12 protein-coding genes are annotated in these 20,498 nt (G+C 57.4%); 3 read left to right on the forward strand and 9 right to left on the reverse strand.

Annotated features, from left to right (window positions below; all coding sequences use genetic code 11):
* Nucleotides 1–183: 183 nt before the first annotated feature.
* The 6 genes from BMZ24_RS16465 to nifJ form a co-directional block, all read right to left on the reverse strand.
* Nucleotides 184–1,389, reverse strand: coding sequence for an acetate kinase (locus BMZ24_RS16465; protein ID WP_092193855.1), 1,206 nt, complete (start codon nucleotides 1,387–1,389; stop codon nucleotides 184–186).
* A 10-nt stretch (nucleotides 1,390–1,399) separates the two neighbouring features.
* Entirely contained in the window at nucleotides 1,400–3,502 is a 2,103-nt protein-coding gene (gene pta / locus BMZ24_RS16470; protein ID WP_092193856.1) for a phosphate acetyltransferase, read from the reverse strand.
* A gap of 216 nt (nucleotides 3,503–3,718) precedes the next feature.
* Nucleotides 3,719–5,008, reverse strand: coding sequence for a (Fe-S)-binding protein (locus BMZ24_RS16475; RefSeq protein ID WP_092193857.1), 1,290 nt, complete (start codon nucleotides 5,006–5,008; stop codon nucleotides 3,719–3,721).
* Nucleotides 5,009–5,010: 2 nt separating this feature from the next.
* On the reverse strand, nucleotides 5,011–6,399 hold the full coding sequence (locus BMZ24_RS16480) for an FAD-binding oxidoreductase (protein ID WP_092193858.1): 1,389 nt from the start codon (nucleotides 6,397–6,399) through the stop codon (nucleotides 5,011–5,013).
* An 87-nt stretch (nucleotides 6,400–6,486) separates the two neighbouring features.
* Complete coding sequence (locus BMZ24_RS16485) at nucleotides 6,487–8,199, reverse strand: L-lactate permease (RefSeq protein WP_092193859.1); 1,713 nt, start codon at nucleotides 8,197–8,199, stop codon at nucleotides 6,487–6,489.
* Nucleotides 8,200–8,279: 80 nt separating this feature from the next.
* Nucleotides 8,280–11,924, reverse strand: a complete 3,645-nt coding sequence (nifJ, locus tag BMZ24_RS16490; protein WP_092193860.1) for a pyruvate:ferredoxin (flavodoxin) oxidoreductase — start codon at nucleotides 11,922–11,924, stop codon at nucleotides 8,280–8,282.
* An 845-nt stretch (nucleotides 11,925–12,769) separates the two neighbouring features.
* On the opposite strand from nifJ, the gene BMZ24_RS16495 reads away from it, so the two are divergent.
* Entirely contained in the window at nucleotides 12,770–12,973 is a 204-nt protein-coding gene (locus tag BMZ24_RS16495) for a hypothetical protein (protein WP_092193861.1), read from the forward strand.
* On the opposite strand, the gene BMZ24_RS16500 is transcribed toward BMZ24_RS16495, so the two are convergent.
* The 3 genes from BMZ24_RS16500 to BMZ24_RS16510 all read right to left on the reverse strand — a co-directional run bounded on the left by BMZ24_RS16500 (nucleotide 12,970) and on the right by BMZ24_RS16510 (nucleotide 18,692).
* Nucleotides 12,970–14,367: a sigma-54-dependent transcriptional regulator gene (locus tag BMZ24_RS16500; protein ID WP_092193862.1), complete on the reverse strand. Its 1,398-nt coding sequence runs from the start codon at nucleotides 14,365–14,367 to the stop codon at nucleotides 12,970–12,972. The two genes, BMZ24_RS16495 and BMZ24_RS16500, sit on opposite strands and share 4 nt — an antisense overlap.
* Nucleotides 14,367–17,705, reverse strand: a complete 3,339-nt coding sequence (locus tag BMZ24_RS16505; protein ID WP_225940305.1) for a hybrid sensor histidine kinase/response regulator — start codon at nucleotides 17,703–17,705, stop codon at nucleotides 14,367–14,369. The genes BMZ24_RS16500 and BMZ24_RS16505 overlap by 1 nt, the downstream gene beginning before the upstream one ends.
* A gap of 108 nt (nucleotides 17,706–17,813) precedes the next feature.
* Nucleotides 17,814–18,692, reverse strand: a complete 879-nt coding sequence (locus BMZ24_RS16510) for an NAD(P)-dependent oxidoreductase (protein WP_092193864.1) — start codon at nucleotides 18,690–18,692, stop codon at nucleotides 17,814–17,816.
* A gap of 203 nt (nucleotides 18,693–18,895) precedes the next feature.
* Here BMZ24_RS16510 and BMZ24_RS16515 point away from each other — a divergent pair, with 203 nt between their 5' ends.
* Together BMZ24_RS16515 and BMZ24_RS16520 are read left to right on the forward strand one after the other, a co-directional pair.
* A complete protein-coding gene (locus BMZ24_RS16515) occupies nucleotides 18,896–19,213 on the forward strand; it encodes a YgiT-type zinc finger protein (RefSeq protein WP_092193865.1) in 318 nt (105 codons plus the stop codon).
* A gap of 574 nt (nucleotides 19,214–19,787) precedes the next feature.
* Nucleotides 19,788–20,486 (forward strand): response regulator, encoded by a 699-nt coding sequence (locus BMZ24_RS16520; RefSeq protein WP_092193866.1) that lies wholly within the window; start codon nucleotides 19,788–19,790, stop codon nucleotides 20,484–20,486.
* Nucleotides 20,487–20,498: the final 12 nt, after the last annotated feature.

The raw sequence follows: 20,498 nt of genomic DNA on the forward strand, positions 1-20,498 counted from the left end.
CGCCGGATAATGTCACCATTCAACGCCACAGCCAATCTGCTGGCATATCATGCTCAAGAAAACAACACATATCAAACACTTCACACCGCACTAAAATCATCCTGCCGTTGTGCGGACGCAAAAAAAAGACCCCCCTGGAAACGGCTTCCAGGGGGGTACAAGGAGGGGGAGGGACTTTTTTGTCTACTTCAGGACGCTCAAAGTGGCCTTGGCTATGGCCAGTTCCTCGTTAGTGGGGATAACGAGGATGGCGACCTTGCTTCCGTCAGCCTGCACTGCCGTCGCGACTTTCTTGCGACCGGCGTTGCGGGTGGAATCTATACTGATGCCGAGATGTTCGAGATTCGCGCAGACGCGGGCACGGACGATTTCGTCATTCTCGCCGATGCCGGCGGTGAAGACCAGGGCGTCCAGGGGACCGGTCACGGCGTAATAGGCGCCGATGTATTTCTTGATGCGGTAGACGAACATGTCCACGGCCAGGGCGGCTTTCTTGTCGCCCTTTTCGGCTGCGGAATGGATGTCGCGCATGTCGTTCATGCCGCAGATGCCCTTGAGGCCGCTCTGCTTGTTCAAAATGGAGTCAACCTCATCCATGGAGAGGCCCTTTTCCTTCATGAGAAAAGGCAGGATGGCGGGATCGATGTCGCCGCTGCGGGTGCCCATCATCACGCCCGCCAGAGGGGTGAGGCCCATGGAGGTGTCGATGCACTTGCCGCCGCGCACGGCCGCCATGCTGCAGCCGTTGCCCAGATGCAGGGTGACCAGGTTCACTTCGTCCTCGGCCTTGCCGAGCATGGCCGCCGCCTGCTGCGCGACATAGCGGTGCGAGGTGCCGTGGAATCCGTAACGGCGGATCTTGAGCTCTTCGTACAGTTCGTAGGGGATCGGGTACATGAACGCTTCGGCGGGCATGGTCTGATGGAATTCCGTGTCGAACACGGCCACCTGCGGCACACCGGCGAAAAGCTCGCGGGCAACCTCGATGCCGACCAGGTTGGCCGGGTTGTGCAGGGGCGAAAGATGGCAGTTCTCACGGATCTTCTCGACCACGTCGTCATCGATGAGCGTGCTCTTGAACAGGGTCTCGCCGCCCTGAACGACACGGTGCCCGATGGCGTTGATTTCGGCGGAGGAGGCGATGACGCCGGTGTCCGCGCCCGTGACCAGATCGACCACGGTGTGCATGGCCGCGCGATGGTCGGGGAAGGCCACTTCGCGCTCGACCTCGGCCTCGCGCTCGGTGCCCGGCCAGGACTTCTGGCTGACCTTGCCCATGGCGTCGCCGATGCGCTCGACCAGGCCGGTGGTCATGACCGCGCCGTTATCCATGTCCAGGAGCTGGTATTTGAGGGAGGAACTCCCTGAATTGACTACAAATATCTTCATAATATCCTCTCTATATTAAACCTTTTTCAGCCTGGGCCTGAATGGCCGTGATGGCTACGGTGTTGACGATATCGGCGACGGTGCAACCGCGGCTCAGGTCATTGACGGGTTTGTTGAGGCCCTGCAGGACCGGCCCGATGGCCACGGCGTTGGCGGCGCGCTGCACTGCCTTGTAGGTGTTGTTGCCGGTGTTCAGATCCGGGAAGATGAAAACCGTGGCCCGGCCGGCGACCTGGCTGCCCGGCAGCTTCTTGGCGCCGACTTCCGGATCGATGGCCGCGTCATACTGGAGCGGACCTTCAAGGAGCAGGCCCGGAGCCTTTTCGCGGGCGATGCGGGTGGCCTCGATGACCACGTCCACGTCTCCGCCCGCACCGGAATCACCGGTGGAATAGGACAGCATGGCGACGCGCGGCTCAACTCCGAAAATGCGGGCCGTCTCGGCGGAGTTCATGGCGATCTCGGCCAGCTGCGGCGCAGTGGGATTGGGGTTCACGGCGCAGTCGCCGAAAACCAGCACGCGGTCTTTGAGGCACATCAGGAACACGCTCGACACGATGGACGCGCCGGGCTTGGTCTTGATGATCTGAAATGCGGGACGGATGGTATGGGCCGTGGTGTTGATGGCGCCGGAAACCATACCGTCGGCCTGGCCCTTGAAGACCATCATGGTGCCGTAATAGGTCGGGTCCACCATGCAGTCGCAGGCCACTTCCTTGGAAACGCCCTTCTTCTTGCGCAGTTCCATGAAGGTGGAGACGTAATCGGCATATTCGGGGGACGCGGCCGGATCGATGATGTTCACGCCGGTCAGGCTGAGTCCGAGCTGGGAAGTCATGGATGCGATGGCCTTGGGGTCGCCGAGGATGGTCAGATCGACCACGCCGCGTCGCAGCAGGATGTCGGCGGCACGCAGGATGCGGTCATCGCCGCCTTCGGGCAGGACGATATGCTGCTTGTTGCGCTTGGCCTTTTCGATGAGGCCGTACTCGAACATCTGCGGAGTGACCTTGGTCGATTTCCGGGTATCGAGGCGCTGGCGAAGTTCGTCAGTGGCCACGTTCTCCTCGAACACGCCAAGGGCGGAGGCGATCTTCTTCTGATCGCCCGGCTCGATCTTGCCGTACATGTTGTACAGGCGGCGCGCGGTCTGGAAGGTGGCTTCCTTGCCGAGCAATACGGGTACGGGCACGCCGGTCCAGCCGTCGATGAGCCGGGCCACGCTCTTGCCGGGGGCGATGCCGCCGGTGAGCAGGATTCCGGAGATGTCGGGATAGGATGACGACTGCCGGGATGCCAGGCTGCTGACGATGATGTCCGAGCGGTCGCCAGGGGTGACCACCAGGCTGCCGCGCTCAATGTAATTGAGAAAATTTTCGATCTGCATGGCGGCCACGACGATGTCGTCGACCTGTGTGCCAAGATTTTCCTTGCCGTAAAGCACTTCCGCTCCGACCCACTTCATGACGTCGCCCACCGTGGGCTTGCCCAGAATGGCCACCTCGGGGATGATGTAGAGCAGCATGTCGGGCTTGTTCATGGACTTCTTGAGCGCGATGCGCAGGGCTTCGCGATCCGGGACGTCGGTGCGGTTTATGACCACGCCGAGAATGTCCACGGCCTTGTCGGCAAAGGATTCCACCGCAAGCTTGGTGGTGCTTATGATCTCGTGCTCGGTCTTCTGGCAGGCGTTGGAGATGACCAGAAGCGGGCTGCCCAGGTTGGCGGCGATGTCGGCGTTGATGTCGAACTCGAACGCGGGGCTGGTGCCTTCGAAATCAGTGCCTTCAAGCAGCACGAAATCGCACTTGCTCTCCAGCTCTTTGTATTTGTTGATGATCTTTTCAATCAAGAGAGAATGCTGACCCGCGTTGACCAGTTCCTTGGCCTGCTGCATGGTCAGGGCGTAGGTCTCGCTGTACTGCAGGCCCAGGTAGAACTGGGACAGTACGAGGTCGATGTCGTGGTCCTTGCGGTCAGGCACATCGTTGATGATGGGTCTGAAAAAACCGACACGCCGAATGTCGCGCAGGAGCATTTGCATGACGCCCAGAACGATGGCTGATTTTCCGCTTCGAGATTCCGTTGCCGTAATGTATAGATTTCTGGCCATAGTGCTTCCCTTGAAAGCCGGTTTCTTCTCGGGCGCGCACCGTGAGTGATTAGCGGCGACCCGTCAAATTGGTTGGTTACACAATCCGGTTGTTTGTGAAAAAAAGAGAACGATTAGTCAATGCCTTTTTTTCGACGGAATTTCAACCAACTGCATTATTAATCGAAAAGGCGCCGACACCGGGGTCAAAACCCCATGCGCCGACGCCGTGTCTCATTAAAGCGTTTCCGCGTAGATTTCCATGACGTGTTTGACTGCGATCTGATCCTTGTGCTGGGAAAGCATGTCGGAAATCTGCAGCATGCACGCCGGGCAACCGGTTGCGACTACCTGGGCTCCGGAAGCGACAATGTTGTCGCGCTTCTGGGCACCAATGTCCTTGGAGACCTTGTAGTGCTGAAGGTTGAAGCTGCCGCCGCAACCGCAGCAACGATCGGCATCGGACATCTCGACAAATTCCATGTTCGGATTGGACTTCAGAAGAGCTCGGGGCTGTTCAGAAACCTTCATGGATTTTTTAAGATGACACGGATCATGGTATGTGACCTTGGTCCCATGGCCTTCGACGGGCATGGACACCTTCAGCACGTCAACCATGAACTGGTTGACGTCCATGACCTTGGCGGACATGGCCGCGATGCGGTCCTGCATGCTCTGGGTCTTGTCCCCGGACATGAGCGGCCACAGTTCGTGCATGGTCGCCGTGCAGGTGGCGCAGGCAGTGAGTAGATAATCGAAGTTCTCTTTTTCGAAAATCTCCAGATTACGTTTCACAAGCTTGTCGAAAGACCCCTTGTCGCCCGAAGCCAGCGCCGGGATGCCGCAACACGCCTGGCCTGACGGCATGAAGATGCCCACTTCGTGATGGGTCAAGGCCTTGAGTACAGCCTGGCCGACCTGCGGGAATATCTTGTCGATGACGCAGCCGGGGAAAAAGGCCACCCGATATCCGCTCTTGCCGGGCCGGGTGTTGCGGGACGGTTCCAGCTTGCGCAGCGACTTCTTGGCCAGAGGCATGAAATGCCGGCCTTCGATGACCGCCAGATCAATGCGGGAACAGGACGAACCGATGACTTCGTTCGCGGACTTGGTGAACACGCCCTGGAACTTGGAAGCCACGTCCATGACGGAATTGAATACGCCAGGCTTGGTCAGAAGGCCCTGGAAGATGGCCTTCTTGACGGCGGGCAAACCCATGTATGTGTTCACGATGACGCGGGCTTTCAGGAAAATGTCCAGCACCTTCACGCCGCTGGGACAGTTGGCCGCGCACGAGCCGCACAGCAGGCACATGTTGAGCTTGTCCTGAACGCCTACGGGATCCTTGATCATTTCATGGGACAGGTTTTCCAGGAGCGCGATCTTGCCCCGGGCCACGTCGCCCTCATTCATGGTTTCGGCAAAAACCGGGCAAACAGCCTGGCACATGCCGCACTTCATGCACGCGACCATCTGGTCGTCGAGTTCATGCAGCATTTTGGCCAGTTGATGAACGTCTGCAGTCATGACTAGCCTCCGATTATTTTGCCGGGATTGAGCAGGTAATTGGGATCAACTGCTTTCTTGAGCCTGCGCGAGTAAATGATGGTCGCCTTGGAAGTTTCCTTCTCCAGCCACTTGGACTTGGCCGTACCGATGCCGTGCTCGCCGGACAGGGTACCGCCCAGGGACAGGGCCACATCGAAGATCTCGTCCACGGCCTGCTCCACGCGATGGAATTCTTCCTTGTCGCGTCTGTCGGTCAGGATGGTCGGATGCAAATTGCCGTCACCGGCATGGCCGAAGGTGCCGATCTGCAGCTTGTACTTGGCGCCGATGTTGTTGATGGCCGTGATCATGGCCGGAATCTGGCTGCGCGGCACGGTGGCGTCTTCGAGGACGGTGGTCGGACGGGCGCGGGCCAGGGCAGGCAACGCGTTGCGGCGGGCTTCCCAAAGCTTGTTCTTCTCGGCGGCGTCCTTGGCCATCTGTACGCGTTTGGCGCCGTGCTTCTTGCAGATATCCAGAACCTTTTCGGCGTCGTCCTCGACCAGGGCAATGTGGCCGCCGTCGACTTCGATCAGCAGAATGGCTGCGGCGTCCCGCGGCAGACCGGCCTTGGTGAAATCCTCGACGTAGTTGATGGTCGCGTTGTCGAGCAGTTCCAGGGTGCAGGGAACGATCTTGTTGGCGATGATGGCCGCGACCGTCTCGGAAGCCTTGGCGATGTCGTCGAATTCGGCGAGCATGGCCTTGGAGGCGACTGGCGGCGGAACGAGCTTCAGGATGATCTCGTCGAAGACGCCAAGGGTCCCTTCGGAACCGACCATGAGCTGGGCGATATTGAGGCCCGTGACGCATTTGACGGTCTTGCCGCCGGACTTGATGTATTCGCCTTCGGCGTTCCAGAAATTGACGCCCATGACGTAGTCTTTGGTCACGCCGTATTTCAGGCCGCGCAGGCCGCCCGCGTTCTCGGCGACGTTGCCGCCCAGGGTGGACACGGCCTGGGAGCCCGGATCGGGCGGATAGAACAGGCCGCGCTTGGCCACTTCGGCCGCGAACTTGGCGGTGACTGCGCCGGGCTGGACCACGGCGTAGAGATCCTGTTCGTTGATTTCCAAAATTTTGTTGAGACCGTTGGTCAGGATGACGACGCCATGTTCCTTGGTGGGAATGGTGCCGCCGCTCAGATTGGTACCGGCGCCGCGAACGGTCATGGGCAGCTTGTTTTCGTTGCACAAGGCCACGGTTCTGCCCAGCTGCTCGCTGTTTGTCGGACGCAGGACCAGCTCGGGGATGACCGCGTCGAGAACTGCGGCATCATATGAATAGGAGTGCCGGTCGGACTCGCTATCGAGGACATTATCTTTGCCCAGCAGGGTCTTGAACTCAGTGAGCAGACTCGTCGAAATCATTATTCTCTCCTTGCGTGAGATTCTTATGGATTCTCATGAAATGCGGTCCCGAAAGCCTTGCGCGAACCTTCGGGACCGCCTGGTAACTTAGAACAGATGCGGCAGGAAGACGAAGCTCATGAGACTGGCCACGATGCCTACGACAATGCCGTAGATCAGGAAGGGCCAGAATGTGCGCTTCAGGATCATGCCTTCGCGGCCGATGAGGCCGGTCACGGCGCAGACAGCCACGATGTTGTGGATGCAGACCATGTTGCCCATGGCGCCACCGACGACCTGAGCGGCGACGATGATCTGACGGGGCAGTTCAAGCTGCTGGGCCACGCCCCACTGGAATTCGGCGAACAGAAGGTCGGAGACCGTGTTCGATCCAGTGATGAACGCACCCAGGCCGCCGACATAGGAGGCCAGCATCGGCCATGCGTTGCCCGCGAAAGCGGCAACGGTCTTGGCCATGGCCAGGGGCATGGAGGGGTAGCTGTTGGGGTTCAGGGCGATATCGGCAACGCCGGAACCGCGGAAGATGGAAACCAGGGCCACTGCGGCGAAGAGCGCGATGGTCGGGGCCTTCATCTTGACGAAGGACTCGGTCCAGGCCTGCTTGACGGCAGAACCCTTCATGCCGTGGATCAGAATGGTCAACAGTGCGACCAGCATGAAAGGAATGGTGCCGGGCAAGTACAGGTACTGGATGGAGGCGGAAACGCCCTCATAGCCAAGGATGTTCTTGAAGGGAATGGACTGGGCGGCCAGGATGCCCTTGAGGCCCAGTTCGGGGATACGGGTAACGACCAGGATGGCGCCGATCAGGATGTAGGGCAGCCATGCCTTGAACTGGCTCATGTGAGCCTTGAACTCGGTGTTGGTGGCCGTGGCGATGGTACCGGTCCATTCAGCGTCCCAAGTGGACTGCGGGCCGAAATCCCAGCTTTCCTTGGGCACGCAGAATCCGGCCTTGGCGCCGGCCACGATGATGCCGAGGCCGACAAGACCACCGATCAGGGACGGGAATTCAGGACCGACCAGCCATGCGAAGGTCAGGTAGGGAACAATGAAAGCCACGGCGGCGAAAACACAGAACTGCCATGCGGCGAAGCCTTCGCTCCAGGACTTGTTCTTGCCGAAGAAGCGGGTCAGGAAGCCGAGCATGAAGATGGGCAGGATGAAGATCATCGGGCCATGCATGACGGTCGCCCACTGGCCGATGACCTTGGCGAAGGAACCGAAATCTACGAAGTTCAGCCCGGGTACGCCGGAAGCGACTGCTGCCTTGGCCAGCGGGTCCAGGAACTTGAGGCCGACGAGAATGGGTGTTCCGACCGCGCCGAAAGATACGGGGAAGGAGTTGAAGACCAGACAGATGACCGCTGCGGCCAGGGGCGGGAAGCCCAGGGACAGGAGCAGCGGTGCGGCCAGTGCGGCGGGCGTGCCGAATCCGGCCGCGCCTTCGATGAATGCCGCGAACATGAAGCCGATGATGATGGCCTGGATACGCTTGTCACGGCTGATGCCCTGCATTCCGTACTGAATGGTTTCCATTCCTCCTGAATATTTCAGGGTGTACAGGATGATGATCGCGCCGAAGACGATGATCAAGACGCCGATGGCGACCACGATACCCTGAAGCGACAGGGCCGCGACATAACCGACGGGCAGATTCCATGCGAGAATTGCGCCGAGGGCACACACAAGCCATGCAAGAGGCATGGCTTTGGTAGAAGGCCAGCGCATGCCGACCATCAGTACAAGAGCCACCAAAATAGGCAACAGAGCCACCATTGCCAAGACAGGAATTGACATATCTCCCTCCAATAAAACTGATGAATGGACCGCCGGTCCGAAAGGGACCCCACCCTCTCGGACCGGCAGCTTGCCTTTACCTATTTGCCGGCGCGGCCGTCATCGCAGGGCTCGCCAGGCTTGTTGGCCCCCGCATGCTCCGCCGTCGCCGTCAATGTACAACCCTCGCCCGCTGCAGGAGCGGCGACGGGAGCGGAAGCCGCCTTAACCGTCGTAGGCACCTGCTTGGCAAGATACTCGTACATTTCAAAACGCTGCAGATAATCCTGCTCGATCTGGGTCCGCAGTCTCTTGGAGTCTTCGGGCGCGATCTTTTCGAGCAGGGCGTATCTGTTTTCGCTGGCCAGGAATTCCTGGATGCTTCCGTCCGGAGCCTTGGAGTCCAGGATGAACGGATTCTTGCCTTCATCCGCGAGCAGGGGATTGTAGCGGTACAGCGGCCAGTAGCCGGACTGTACTGCCAGCTTCGATTCGAGCTGGGTCTTGCCCATGCCCTTGCGAAGTCCCTGGTTGATGCACGGAGCGTAGGCGATGATCAGGGACGGTCCGGGATAGGCTTCCGCCTCGCGCAGGGCCTTCAGAAGCTGCTGCTTGTCGTAGCCCATGGAAACCGTGGCTACATAGACATAGCCGTAGCTCATGACCATGCGTCCAAGATCCTTCTTCCCTGTCCGCTTTCCTGCGGCAGCGAATTTGGCGATGGAACCAAGCGGAGTCGCCTTGGAGGACTGTCCGCCAGTGTTGGAGTACACTTCCGTGTCCATCACCAGAACGTTGATGTCTTCGCCAGAGGCCAGAACGTGGTCCAGCCCGCCATAGCCGATATCGTAGGCCCATCCGTCACCGCCGAAGATCCAGAAGGAGTTCTTGGCGAACAGCTCTTCGCGCTCATAGATGGCGTCGAGCAGTTCGTCGCGGTTCATGAAGGCCAGGATGTCACGAATGTTGTCGCCGTATTCCTTGCATTTTTCGGCGTTGGCGCGATTTTCGAGCCAACCCTTGAAGGCCTCGGCCAGATCTTCAGGCAGTTCGCCTTCCAGGGCCTTGGCGACCAGGTCGGCCAGCTTGGCCTGACGCTGGGCATAAGCCATCTGGATGCCGTAGCCGAATTCGGCCGCATCCTCGAACAGGGAGTTGCCCCAGGCAGGACCATGACCGTCGGCGTTGACCGTGTACGGAGTGGTCGGAGCCGAAGCGCCCCAGATGGAGGAGCAGCCCGTGGCGTTGGCGATGATCATGCGCTCGCCGAAGAGCTGGGTCATGACTTTTACATACGGAGTCTCGCCGCAACCGGCGCAGGCGCCGGAGAATTCCATCAGCGGCTTCTGGAACTGACTGCCCTTGACGGTGTCGCGGCGGGTCAGGTTGTCCTTGAAAGGAACGGTGACCGAGAAGTCGTAGTTGGGCACTTCGCGTCCGGTCTGGGTCTCCAGGGGCTTCATGACCAGGGCGGTGTTCTTGGCCGGACAGATGTCGGCGCAGTTACCGCAACCCATGCAGTCCAGAGTGTTGACCTGCATGCGGAACTTCATGCCCTTGAATTCCTTGCCCATGGCGTCGAGGGTCTCAAAGGTCTCGGGAGCGTCGGCCATCTCTTCTTCGGTCAGCAGCACGGGGATGATGGCCGCGTGCGGGCAGACAAAGGAGCACTGGTTGCACTGGATGCAGTTGGCCGCGATCCATTCGGGCACGTTGATGGCCACGCCGCGCTTTTCGAACTGGGAAGTGGCCACGGGGAACAGTCCGTCGGGCTCGAAGGCGGAGACAGGCAGGCTGTCGCCCTTCTGGGCCAGGATGGGACGCATGACGTTCTTGACGAAATCAGGAACATCCTGCTCGGAGGCGCAGTCGCAAGCCGCGTCGGCCCAGGCGGCCGGGACCTTGATCTCGATCAGGTTGGCGGAAGCCTGATCAACGGCCGCGATGTTCATATTGACGATCTTGTCGCCCTTCTTGCCATAGGCCTTCTTGATGGCCTTCTTCAGGAGCGCGACGGCCTCTTCGAAGGGCATGACGTTGGCCAGCTTGAAGAAGGCGGTCTGCATGACCATGTTGATGCGGTTGCCAAGGCCGGCTTCGGCTGCGATCTTGACCGCGTCGATATTGTAGAACTTGAGGTTCTTCTTGGCGATGGTGCGGCGCATGGAAGCGGGCAGTTCCTTCTCCATGTCCTCGGCGGTCCAATTGGAATTCAGGACGAAGGTGCCGCCGTCCTTGATGCCGTCGAGCACGTCGTAGGTGTGCACGTAGCTGGCCTTGTGGCAGGCGATGTAATCGGCCGCGTTGACCAGATAAGTGGACTGGATGGGCTCCTTGCCGAAGCGCAGGTGGGAAACGGTGATGCCGCCGGACTTCTTGGAGTCGTAGGCAAAGTAACCCTGTGCGTACATGTCGGTGTTGTCGCCGATGATCTTGATGGCTTCCTTGTTGGCGCCGACGGTTCCGTCGGAGCCCAGGCCCCAGAACTTGCACTGCACGGTGCCGGCCGGGGTGGTGTCGGCGAAGGCCGGCACGTCGAGGGAGGTGTGGGTCACATCGTCTTCGATGCCGACGTTGAAGTGATGCTTGGGCTGAGCGACCATCATGTTGTCATACACGGCCTTGACCATGGCCGGGGTGAACTCCTTGGAGCCCAGGCCATAACGGCCGGCGACGATCTCGGGCATCTCCCCGCGTTCCATGTAGGCAGTGCAGATATCCTTGTACAGCGGATCGCCCTTGGCGCCGGGCTCCTTGGTGCGGTCGAGCACGGTGATGACGGAAGCCGTGGCGGGCAGAACCTGCAGGAAGTACTCAGGCAGGAACGGACGATACAGGCGGACCTTGACCAGGCCGACCTTCTCGCCCTTGGCCAGGAGGTGGCGCACCACTTCCTCGATGGTTTCACAGGAAGAACCCATGGCCACGATGACGCGCTCGGCCTGAGGATGACCGACGTAGTCGAAAGGCTTGTAGGAACGACCGGTGATGGACGTGACCTTCTTCATCTGCTCCACCACGATGGAAGAGAGCTGATCGTAGTAGACATTGGAAGCTTCGCGGCCCTGATAATAAATGTCGGGATTCTGGGCGGTGCCGCGAATGGACGGATTGGCCGGGCTCATGGCGCGTTCACGGAATTCGGCGATGGCCTCGTGATTGACGACCTTCTTGATGTCTTCGTAGTCGATGACTTCGATCTTCTGAATTTCGTGGGAAGAGCGGAAGCCGTCGAAGAAGTGCAGGAAGGGGATGCTCGATTCAATGGAGGACAGATGCGCGACTAGGGCCAGATCCATGCATTCCTGCACGGAACTGGAAGCCAGCATGGCGAAGCCGGTCTGGCGACAGGCCATGACGTCCTGATGATCGCCGAAGATGGACAGGGCATGCGCGGCAACGGCGCGTGCGCTGACATGGAAGACGCCGGGAAGCAATTCACCGGAAATCTTGTACATGTTCGGGATCATGAGCAAAAGGCCCTGGGAACAGGTAAAGGTGGAGGTCAGCGCGCCACCGGCCAGGGAACCGTGCACAGCACCGGCAGCGCCAGCTTCGGACTGCATCTGGCGAACCATGACCTTCTGATCAAATATATTGAGGCGCCCTTGCGCGGCCCACTCATCAGCGATCTCGCCCATGGTGGAGGAAGGGGTGATCGGATAAATTGCCGCCGTATCGCTCATCGCATAGGCGATATGAGTGACTGCGGTATTTCCATCCATGGTTTTCATATTTTTTGCCATGTATCTTCTCCTAAAAGCCAAGTTGTTGTTTTCAAGCGATATCGCAACTTTTCTCGTGCTTCCGTTCGCTTTAAACAAGTTTTGTGCCACATAACCAAAACCACCTAACCAACTGAAATAAAAAAAACTTATGAGACAGTGATCGTATTTGTCATAGCCCCCCTTCCGGTTTGTCTGAAAAAAAAGACAATAAATATTTTTCCCTGGAAATAGCACGTTAGTTCGGGAATGCAAACATACAACTTCAATCCGGTTAACGCGCTTAATTGGCTGGTTAATGGTCAAAAAAGGGATTTTGGGCAGGTGTCCGTTTTTTCGGACAAACCTTTCGACAAAATCCCCTAATCAGTTCCGACAAAGGAAAATTGACGCTCAATCCCAAAAATTCCCACACCTGCCGGGCCCCCTCGGACGAACCGTTACCAGGATCGGGGCCATGCCGCTGTCCGATTTTCCGGACTCGAATTGATCCCGCCAGTGTAATACAATTTGGTTGACTAAACAACCATTTTTCTTCAGTCTCGCTTCAGACTCGTCCTGCGGGACCATGAACAGGCACATCCCATGGACCTGCGGAAGTTTCAAATTTGGAAGAATCGTATCATCCTGACGCGACCGGTGTTTCAAATTTGCACAAAAATTCTCATGAAATATTGAGCCCAAGAAGCGAAAGCAAAAAATAACATCTGCGGCAACATCCTGAAAAAGCGGATTTATTTGGATGCCGTGAAAGAATGAAACACGATACGGCAAAGTCGTTGGCAGCAATTTTGCACAAAAAATGAAACAGGCAGCTTGCCAGGAAGGCAAAAACTGCTTTATATATGGTTATCTGGAGGTTTAACATGAAAGGAAAAAGCATAACGAAAAATGGCGTGATTCGAGGATTGTCGCAAAACGAAACGATGCAGCTGTCACAACTGCTGACCCCGATGCAAAAGCAGCGCATCAACGACGGCGACAGTGTCCTGGTCAAGACGGAATATATCGTTGATTCCTGGAAAGAATACTGGCTCGGAAAAGAGCAGGACGAAGAACAGGATTACTAGGCTTCGATATCGTGCTTTTTGAGCATGGCATAAAGGTGCGACCGTGAAAGCCCCGAGACTGCCAGCATCTTCTGAATATCCTTGCCGTGGCTGCCCACGAGCCTGAGCAGATATTCCCTTTCTTTGGACGTTTTGAAGTCCTTCAATGTGGGCAGGGCCTCCTCCACTTCCTCTAGCGCTTCCTCCGGCCCCGCTTCCCCATCCGCTCTTCCCTTGCCCAATTTGGTCTTGGCGACCCGAATACGCACCGCCTGAGGCAGGTGCTGGGCATAGACCGTTTTTTCGGCTCCCGAAAGCACAAAAGCCTGTTCAATGGTATTGAAAAGCTCGCGCACGTTGCCGGGCCAATCGTAACGTTTGAGCATCTCGACCAGTTCCGGATCCATCTCCTTGATCGGAATGTTGCGTTGCCGGCACAATTTGTCGATATGGTGACGGGCCAGGATGATCACGTCTTCCTCGCGATCACGCAGGGCGGGCAGATGCAGCTGGATGGTGTTGATGCTATAGAAAAGGTCCTGCCTGAACTCACCGGCCTTGACCATGGCCGCAAGGTCCCGGTTGGTGGCCGAGATGAGCCTGAAATCACTCTCCAATTCCTGATTCGACCCCACCGGCCTGAAGCGGCGCTCCTGCAGGACGCGCAGGAAGGTCTTCTGCGCCGAAAGCGGCAACTCCCCGATTTCATCCAGAAAAAGCGTGCCCTGATCGGCAAGCTTGACCAGCCCTATCCTGTCCCGCGCGGCGCCGGTGAAGGAGCCCTTGGTATGACCGAAGAGAATGCTCTCAAGCAGGGATTCGGTCAGGGAAGCGCAGTCCACGACCACAAAAGCGCGCGCCGAGCGCAGGCTGTTGCGGTGGATGGTGCGGGCCAGAAGCTCCTTGCCGGTTCCCGTCTCGCCGGTGACCAGCACGGTGGAGTCCGATCCGCTGGCCTGGGCGATGCGCTCGTAGCACTGGCGCATGACGCTGCTCTCCCCCACCACGTCTTTGAGATCCAGGGCCACGGACTGGCCCATGGCTTTCTTCTCCTCGCGGTAGGCAAGGGCGCGGTTCAGGGTCTCCTTGATCTGCTTGATGGGCGAAGGCTTGACCAGATAGTCCCAGACCCCGCCCTGGATGGCCAATTCGGCCCCGTCGGGATCACCCTGACCGGTCAAGACGATCACGTCAGGCGGAGTCTCGTGGTTGCGAATCTGTCCCAGGGCCTCAAGCCCGTTGCCGTCGGGAAGGCGCACGTCAAGGAAGACCAGATCGAACTCCATGCCGCTCAGCCGCGCCAGCCCGTCTTTGAGCGTATGGGCGGCGTGACACTCGTGGCCAAGGCGAAAAATGAGGCTCTCAAGCGTTTCGCAAACCTGCGGGTCATCGTCGATAATGAGTATCCTGGCCATCATGCATCCTTGTCGAGGACATCGCGGATGGCTCGTCCGACCATGTCCTTGTTGTACGGTTTACCGAGAAAAAACTTGATGTTGCCGGCCTGACCCAGGAATTCCTCGGCCTGCTTTCTCCCCGACACCATGATCACCGGCAGGTCGGGGCGCCGCTCCTGCAGAATCCCTGCAACATCGAAGCCGTTCATGCCGGGCATGTCGTAGTCGGTAATGACCAGATCAAAAGGCAACCCCTCGTCGCAGATGGCGAAAATGGCTTCGGCGGGATTCTGGAAGGGATGCACTTCATAGCCGAGCTGCTCAAGAACACGGGGGATGAGCATCAGCTGATCCTCGTCGTCCTCGATGAAGGCCAGGCGCTCGCTGCCCATGACCAAGGCTCCCGCGCACACGCCGGGCAGGAGGCACAGCTCGTTCATGGTCGGCAGGAGGATGTCGAAGCGAGTGAATCCGGGGGTGCTTGAGAGCCTGATTTCCCCGCCGTGATTGCGCACTATGCCGTGCACCACGGCCAGTCCGAGGCCCGTGCCCTCGCCCTTGCCCTTGGTGGTGAAAAAGGGGTCGTAGATCTTGTCCTGGATGTTCTCGTCGATGCCCGGGCCATCGTCTTCGATGCACAGCCTGCTGTAGATGCCCGGGGCTAGATTGCCGAGCTGCGCGTCGTCGCGGTCCAGCGTCATCCGGCTCAGGCGGATGGAAATATTGCCGCCGCCCTCGCCCAACGCCTGAAACGCGTTGGTGGCAAGATTCATGACGATCTGATGAACCTGGGTCGGATCGGCAAGGCAAAGGGGCAGGTCGTCGTCAATTTCGGACAGGACCATGATGTTGCGCGGCATGGAGACGCGAATGAGGGCCACGGCCTCGCTGACAACCTCGCGCAGGTCCGTGGGCAGAAATCCTTCCTGGGTCGGACGGCTGAAGGTCAGGATCTGCTTGATCAGACCGCTGCCGCGAACGGCGGCCTTGAGGGAGCGCTCAAGATCCTTCCAGTTCAGGCTGTCTTCGGGGATGTCCTCCATGGCAAGCTCGGTGGAATTCATAATGGATGTCAATATATTATTGAAATCATGGGCGATTCCACCAGCCAGCGTGCCAATTGCCTCCATCTTCTGGGATTGCAGCAGCTGCTTTTCCAGATTCATGGTCTGGGTGATGTCCTCGGCCGTACTGAGGATGCCCACGACCTCCCCGTGCGGCCCGTGCAGAGGCACCTTGTTGACCAGCAGCCACATGTTCTCGCCGGCCAGGTTACGGGTCTCAAGACGCAGCCGGAAACGCGGCTCGTCGGTCTCGACCACTTCCTCGTCGAGCCGGGTGATCTGCTCCACCTCATGGGCATAGCTCACAACATCGGCGTATTTCCTGCCAAAAATGGCCGAGAGCTCGGTCTGGCCAACATGGGCCAGAAAATTTCGATTCGCGCCGATGATCCTGAGTTCGCGATCCTTCCAGTGCACAAGCTGGGGGATGGTATCAAGGACCAGCTGCAACATGGCCTCGGAAGCGGCCAGGGCCAGCTCCGCTGCCTTGCGGTCCGTGATGTCCTCGACGAATCCCTCGAAATGGCAGAAATCGTCGTTGCATCCGCGCACGGCACGGGCGTTCAGATTGGCGGTGATGATATCACCCGCGCGGGTGCGGAAAAGAACCTCGAACTCCACGCTGCCCCGGTTCTGCTGATACAGGTCGACAACCCTCTCCCGGTCGCTCTGCTGAAAATACAGGGAGGATATGTTCGGATTGTCCGCGATCAGATCTTCCGGACTCGCGTACCCGAGCATCCTGGCCAGGGCGGGGTTCGCGACCATCCAGGAGCCGTCGGGCGTGGTCTGAAAAATGCCCAGGGCCGAGTTTTCGAAGATGGTGCGGTATTTTTCCTCGGCCGCTCGCAGGTCGTCCTCGGCCTTCTTGCGATCCGAAATGTCGTAGATGACGCCCACTATCCCCGCGTTCTCTCCCTGGGCGTCGGCGTAGGTGGCCTTGTGCAGCACCGCCGAGCGCAAGGAGCCGTCACCGTGCCGGACCTGGGCCTCGTAGGAATCCATGCGCATGTCGAGCAGGGGCGCGAAACGCGTCTCGACCAGCGCCAGCTCCTGGGACTCGAAACCCTTGTCATGCTCCCAACTCACCCCGAACCAGTGCTCGAACGCCCGATTGATGCCGGCGATGGCTCCGCCGCGGTCGGTGAAATAGATGGGGATGGGCAGGGTATCCATGAGGGTGCGCAAGAACGAGAGCTGGTTCTTGATCCGCACCTCGATCTGCTTGCGCTCCCAGATGTTGATCACCAGCAGGATCAACACCAGCGACAGGATGACAAGGCTGATGATAATGGTCCAGAACTGGTGCCTGTTGATGGAATAGAACGGCGAAGGCTCGTTGATGAGGATGCTGCCCTCGGGCAGGAGCCTGCGGTCGATTCCGAGGCGCATGAGCACGCGGTAGTCAAACTTGGGCGGATCGTCGGGACTGACGGATATCTCGATGTCGGCCGGGGATTCCCCGTCCAGAATGCGCAGCCCCATCTCGGCCACGGCCTGGCCATGACTGTAGCCGCTGATCATCTTCCCGCCCACCATGCCGTGCCCGAGCAGGAATTCCCATGCGCTGTACAGCGGCACGCCCGTCTCCTGCCAGACTATCTCAAGCAGATCCTGGGCCGAATACACGGCCTCGCCCACATCCTTGTAAAAGGGGATGAAGAAGAAGATGCTGTCCGGCGAGGCGAAGCGCACCTTTGATATCAGTTCGTCGAGAGAAAACTCGTCCAGAAACTCAACTTCGATTTCAGTGGGCAGGCCGGGGATCTGCGCCCGGACCTGGTTGGCGATGGCCACCCCGGTCATGCTCTGATCGCCGATGACCACCAGGCGTTTCTTGCCCGGATGAAATTTGAGAGCCAGCTCGATGTTCCACGGGACCTCGAATTCTTCCAGCACTCCGGTCATGCGTGAGCGCATGGGCACATTTCCGGCCTCCACATCATTGATCCCGCAAAAAACTATGGGCACTTCGGGAAACAGGTCCTCGCCGTGCTCTGAAATAAACTCATAGGCATTGTTGTCAGACGTGACTATGAGATCAAAATGTGTCGTCTTGAATTTGAATTTATAATAATTAAAAAGTATTTCATTTATCTTCTCTCCTGAATATCTTTTGGAGTCCATATATTCTATCTGAAGATAAATATTCTTTCCACTATTTCTGAATGTTTCGCGCACGCCATCAAATATGCTGTCAGACCATTCATATCCATTATGATATGAATTTATATAGAGCACATTGATTTTTTTTTCATCCTGCCCAAAAGCATGAGGAATGAACAAAAACATAAGCAGGCAAAAAAATATGTTCCGCACACGATCTCCAAAAATTTCAATTCAAAATTGCAACGGTTCAACAAAGACACAGAAATCTTTGATGAACCGTTGCAATAACTTCTATTTTACTGCGTTCAAATTCTTCAAAGCGATATACAGAGCCTGGGTGCCCATGTTTTCCAATCCCTGCGCCATGGCCGCGACATACAACTGCTCGACCAGGGCGAGGCCGGGCAAGGCGATGTGCATTTTCCTGGCTTCGGCCAGGGCGATGCCCATGTCCTTCACGAAATGCTTGATGAAAAAGCCCGGATCGTAGTCATCCTTGGCGATCCGGCGCCCCAGATTGTTGATGGACCAGGAACCGGCCGCCCCGCTGCCGATGACGTCGATGACGTCGTCCACGTCCAGGCCGGACTTCACGGCATACAGGAGGGATTCCACGACTCCGATCATGGTCCCGGCGATGAGAATCTGGTTGCTCATCTTGGTGTGCTGACCTGCACCTGAATCACCCATGAGCCGGATGTTCTTTCCCATCTTCTCAAAAAGGGGCAGGGTCCGGTCAAAGGCTTCCTGCTCGCCACCGACCATGATGGCCAGGCTGCCGCCGCGCGCACCGAGATCGCCTCCGGAGACCGGAGCATCCAGCGCGGACAGGCCACGGGCCCGGGCCGCCTCGTGAATCTCCTTGGCCAGCGCGGGCTCGGAAGTAGTCATGTCCACAAGCACGCATCCCGGCGCGGCCCGCTCCACCAGACCGCCGTCGCCAAGATAAACGGCCCGCACATCGGCCGGATAACCTACAATGGTGAACACGAATTCCGAGTCAACGGCGACTTCGCCCGGGGTTTCGCACCACTGCGCACCAGCGGCGATGGTGCTTTCCGCCGATGCCTTGGTGCGCGTATGGACCTTGACTTCATGTCCTGCCGCAAGCAGGTGCCCGCACATGGAACGCCCCATGACTCCGATTCCGACCCAGCCTATTTTACTCATGATTCCTCCAGAGTTGATTCAAGATAAATGCCAATTGCCAAAGCAGAACCGCCGTCCAGCTCAGGGCGGACGCGGTCCGGCAAAACAAAAAAAACAATAAAGAACTGTAATTTCAAAGTATTAGAGTATTATTTGCCAAACAGGAAAAACATACATATAATGAACGATTATTTCGGATTCAAATTAGACCATACGAGGTTGCCATGATCTGCCAGAAATGCGGAAGCGACAGTGTCGCCGAGGAAACCATCTCATATCAGATGGAATGCCGTAACCACTTGTTTTGCTTTGAGGATGTACCAGCACCCAAATGTTCGGAATGCGGACATTTCATCATAACCCAGGAAGCGATGGGCATCATGCTGACCAAGATCGAACAGCTGTCGCAAAAAGCCACCATATCCTATCACAGGTGCAGATGGCCCAAGTCCCAGCTTCTCGACGAACAGGCCCAGCAGGATGTCGAAATTCAGGTCGCCGCGGAACTCGTGGAAACAATCAACAAAAGTTCGCGCAAATAGCACTTCGCGATGCCATCGAAAAAAGCCGCACTTCGCGGCTTTTTTTTGGACTTGCCTCCGACTAAAGTCAAACCCCCCACGCCGCCGATTCTGGCGGTATTTTTTTGCCATCCATACATTAATCAGTGCATTTTCCTCGCCAGAAGTGAGGTATGTATCCGTAAAGGTACTCTGAACGATATCTGCTTCATCCGCATATTCCTTTATTCAACATACGTACTCATCCCGATAGACAAAATCGATTTATTACGGCCGTATTCTGCCCGCCCCAAATTCCGAAAATCCGAAATTAAGCACGAAAAACCCTTAGCACGAGTAAGTAAAAAATACTGCACAATGTCTATTAAAAGAGTGGGTAAAACTATTTATTAACTCTTACAAATGACAAGGGCAATGGTCGGATTTCATTAATTTGGTGGTTGAAGCGAGAAGGAAAAGCACGGAACTCCCCGGACAGTTCAAGCCTTGGGGGGACAAAACGGCAAAGCTCCTGTCCGATTCGTGCAACAAAGACAGAGAAATCTGGATCAAATGCCACCGGTTCTGCCCTGGCAAAAAACAAAGAGAAACGCCCATGACAAAAAAAAGGATTCTGCTGGTCGAGGATGACAGCCTGCTGCGGATGGGTCTCAAATCCATGATCGACATGCACGGCGAATACATGATCGACGATGATGTCGCCACCGGGAAAGAGGCGCTGCGGTCATTTCAAATGAAAAAGCAGGACGTTATTCTGCTTGATTTGCGGCTCCCGGACATTCCGGGTACGGAGGTTCTGCAAAGAATCAGGCAGATCGAGCCGAACGTGAAGATCATCGTGCTCACGGCCAGCGATGACAACGACTTCATCTTCGACGCCCTGGAGCATGGGGCCAACGCCTATGTCCTGAAGGGATCGAATCCGGACGAACTGTTCCTGGCCGTGCAATATGCCTTGGATGACGACTTGTTTATCAGCCCTCACCTGGCCAAGGCCATCGTCAGGGACTATCTCCTTGTGAACAGGCAGCGCAAGGCGCTGCCTCCCATGCAAAACCTCACCGCCCGTGAAAAGGAAATCGTGAGACTCATCATAGACGGCTGGAAAAGCAAGGAGATCGCCGAATCACTCTTCATCAGCATCAAGACGGTGGACAAACACCGCTCCAACATCCTCGGCAAGCTCGGCATCAACAGTTGCAACGAGTTGCGACACGGCAGCCTGTTCCTGCCGGAAGACGAAATTGATACGGGCAGACATTTGAATCGGACCGGATCCTCCAACAAGCTTTAAGAAGCCGAGTCC

This window comes from Desulfomicrobium norvegicum, assembly GCF_900114595.1.
GTDB classification, from domain to species: domain Bacteria; phylum Desulfobacterota; class Desulfovibrionia; order Desulfovibrionales; family Desulfomicrobiaceae; genus Desulfomicrobium; species Desulfomicrobium macestii.

What these genes read in the sequence shown, in the direction of transcription:
- BMZ24_RS16480 (WP_092193858.1), bottom strand. Translation starts at nt 6,399, where the DNA reads ATGATTTCGACGAGTCTGCTCACTGAGTTCAAGACCCTGCTGGGCAAA.
- BMZ24_RS16500 (WP_092193862.1), bottom strand. Translation starts at nt 14,367, where the DNA reads ATGGCCAGGATACTCATTATCGACGATGACCCGCAGGTTTGCGAAACG.
- BMZ24_RS16485 (WP_092193859.1), bottom strand. Translation starts at nt 8,199, where the DNA reads ATGTCAATTCCTGTCTTGGCAATGGTGGCTCTGTTGCCTATTTTGGTG.
- pta (WP_092193856.1), bottom strand. Translation starts at nt 3,502, where the DNA reads ATGGCCAGAAATCTATACATTACGGCAACGGAATCTCGAAGCGGAAAA.
- BMZ24_RS16505 (WP_225940305.1), bottom strand. Translation starts at nt 17,705, where the DNA reads ATGTTTTTGTTCATTCCTCATGCTTTTGGGCAGGATGAAAAAAAAATC.
- BMZ24_RS16520 (WP_092193866.1), top strand. Translation starts at nt 19,788, where the DNA reads ATGACAAAAAAAAGGATTCTGCTGGTCGAGGATGACAGCCTGCTGCGG.
- BMZ24_RS16515 (WP_092193865.1), top strand. Translation starts at nt 18,896, where the DNA reads ATGATCTGCCAGAAATGCGGAAGCGACAGTGTCGCCGAGGAAACCATC.
- BMZ24_RS16495 (WP_092193861.1), top strand. Translation starts at nt 12,770, where the DNA reads ATGAAAGGAAAAAGCATAACGAAAAATGGCGTGATTCGAGGATTGTCG.
- BMZ24_RS16475 (WP_092193857.1), bottom strand. Translation starts at nt 5,008, where the DNA reads ATGACTGCAGACGTTCATCAACTGGCCAAAATGCTGCATGAACTCGAC.
- BMZ24_RS16465 (WP_092193855.1), bottom strand. Translation starts at nt 1,389, where the DNA reads ATGAAGATATTTGTAGTCAATTCAGGGAGTTCCTCCCTCAAATACCAG.
- BMZ24_RS16510 (WP_092193864.1), bottom strand. Translation starts at nt 18,692, where the DNA reads ATGAGTAAAATAGGCTGGGTCGGAATCGGAGTCATGGGGCGTTCCATG.
- nifJ (WP_092193860.1), bottom strand. Translation starts at nt 11,924, where the DNA reads ATGGCAAAAAATATGAAAACCATGGATGGAAATACCGCAGTCACTCAT.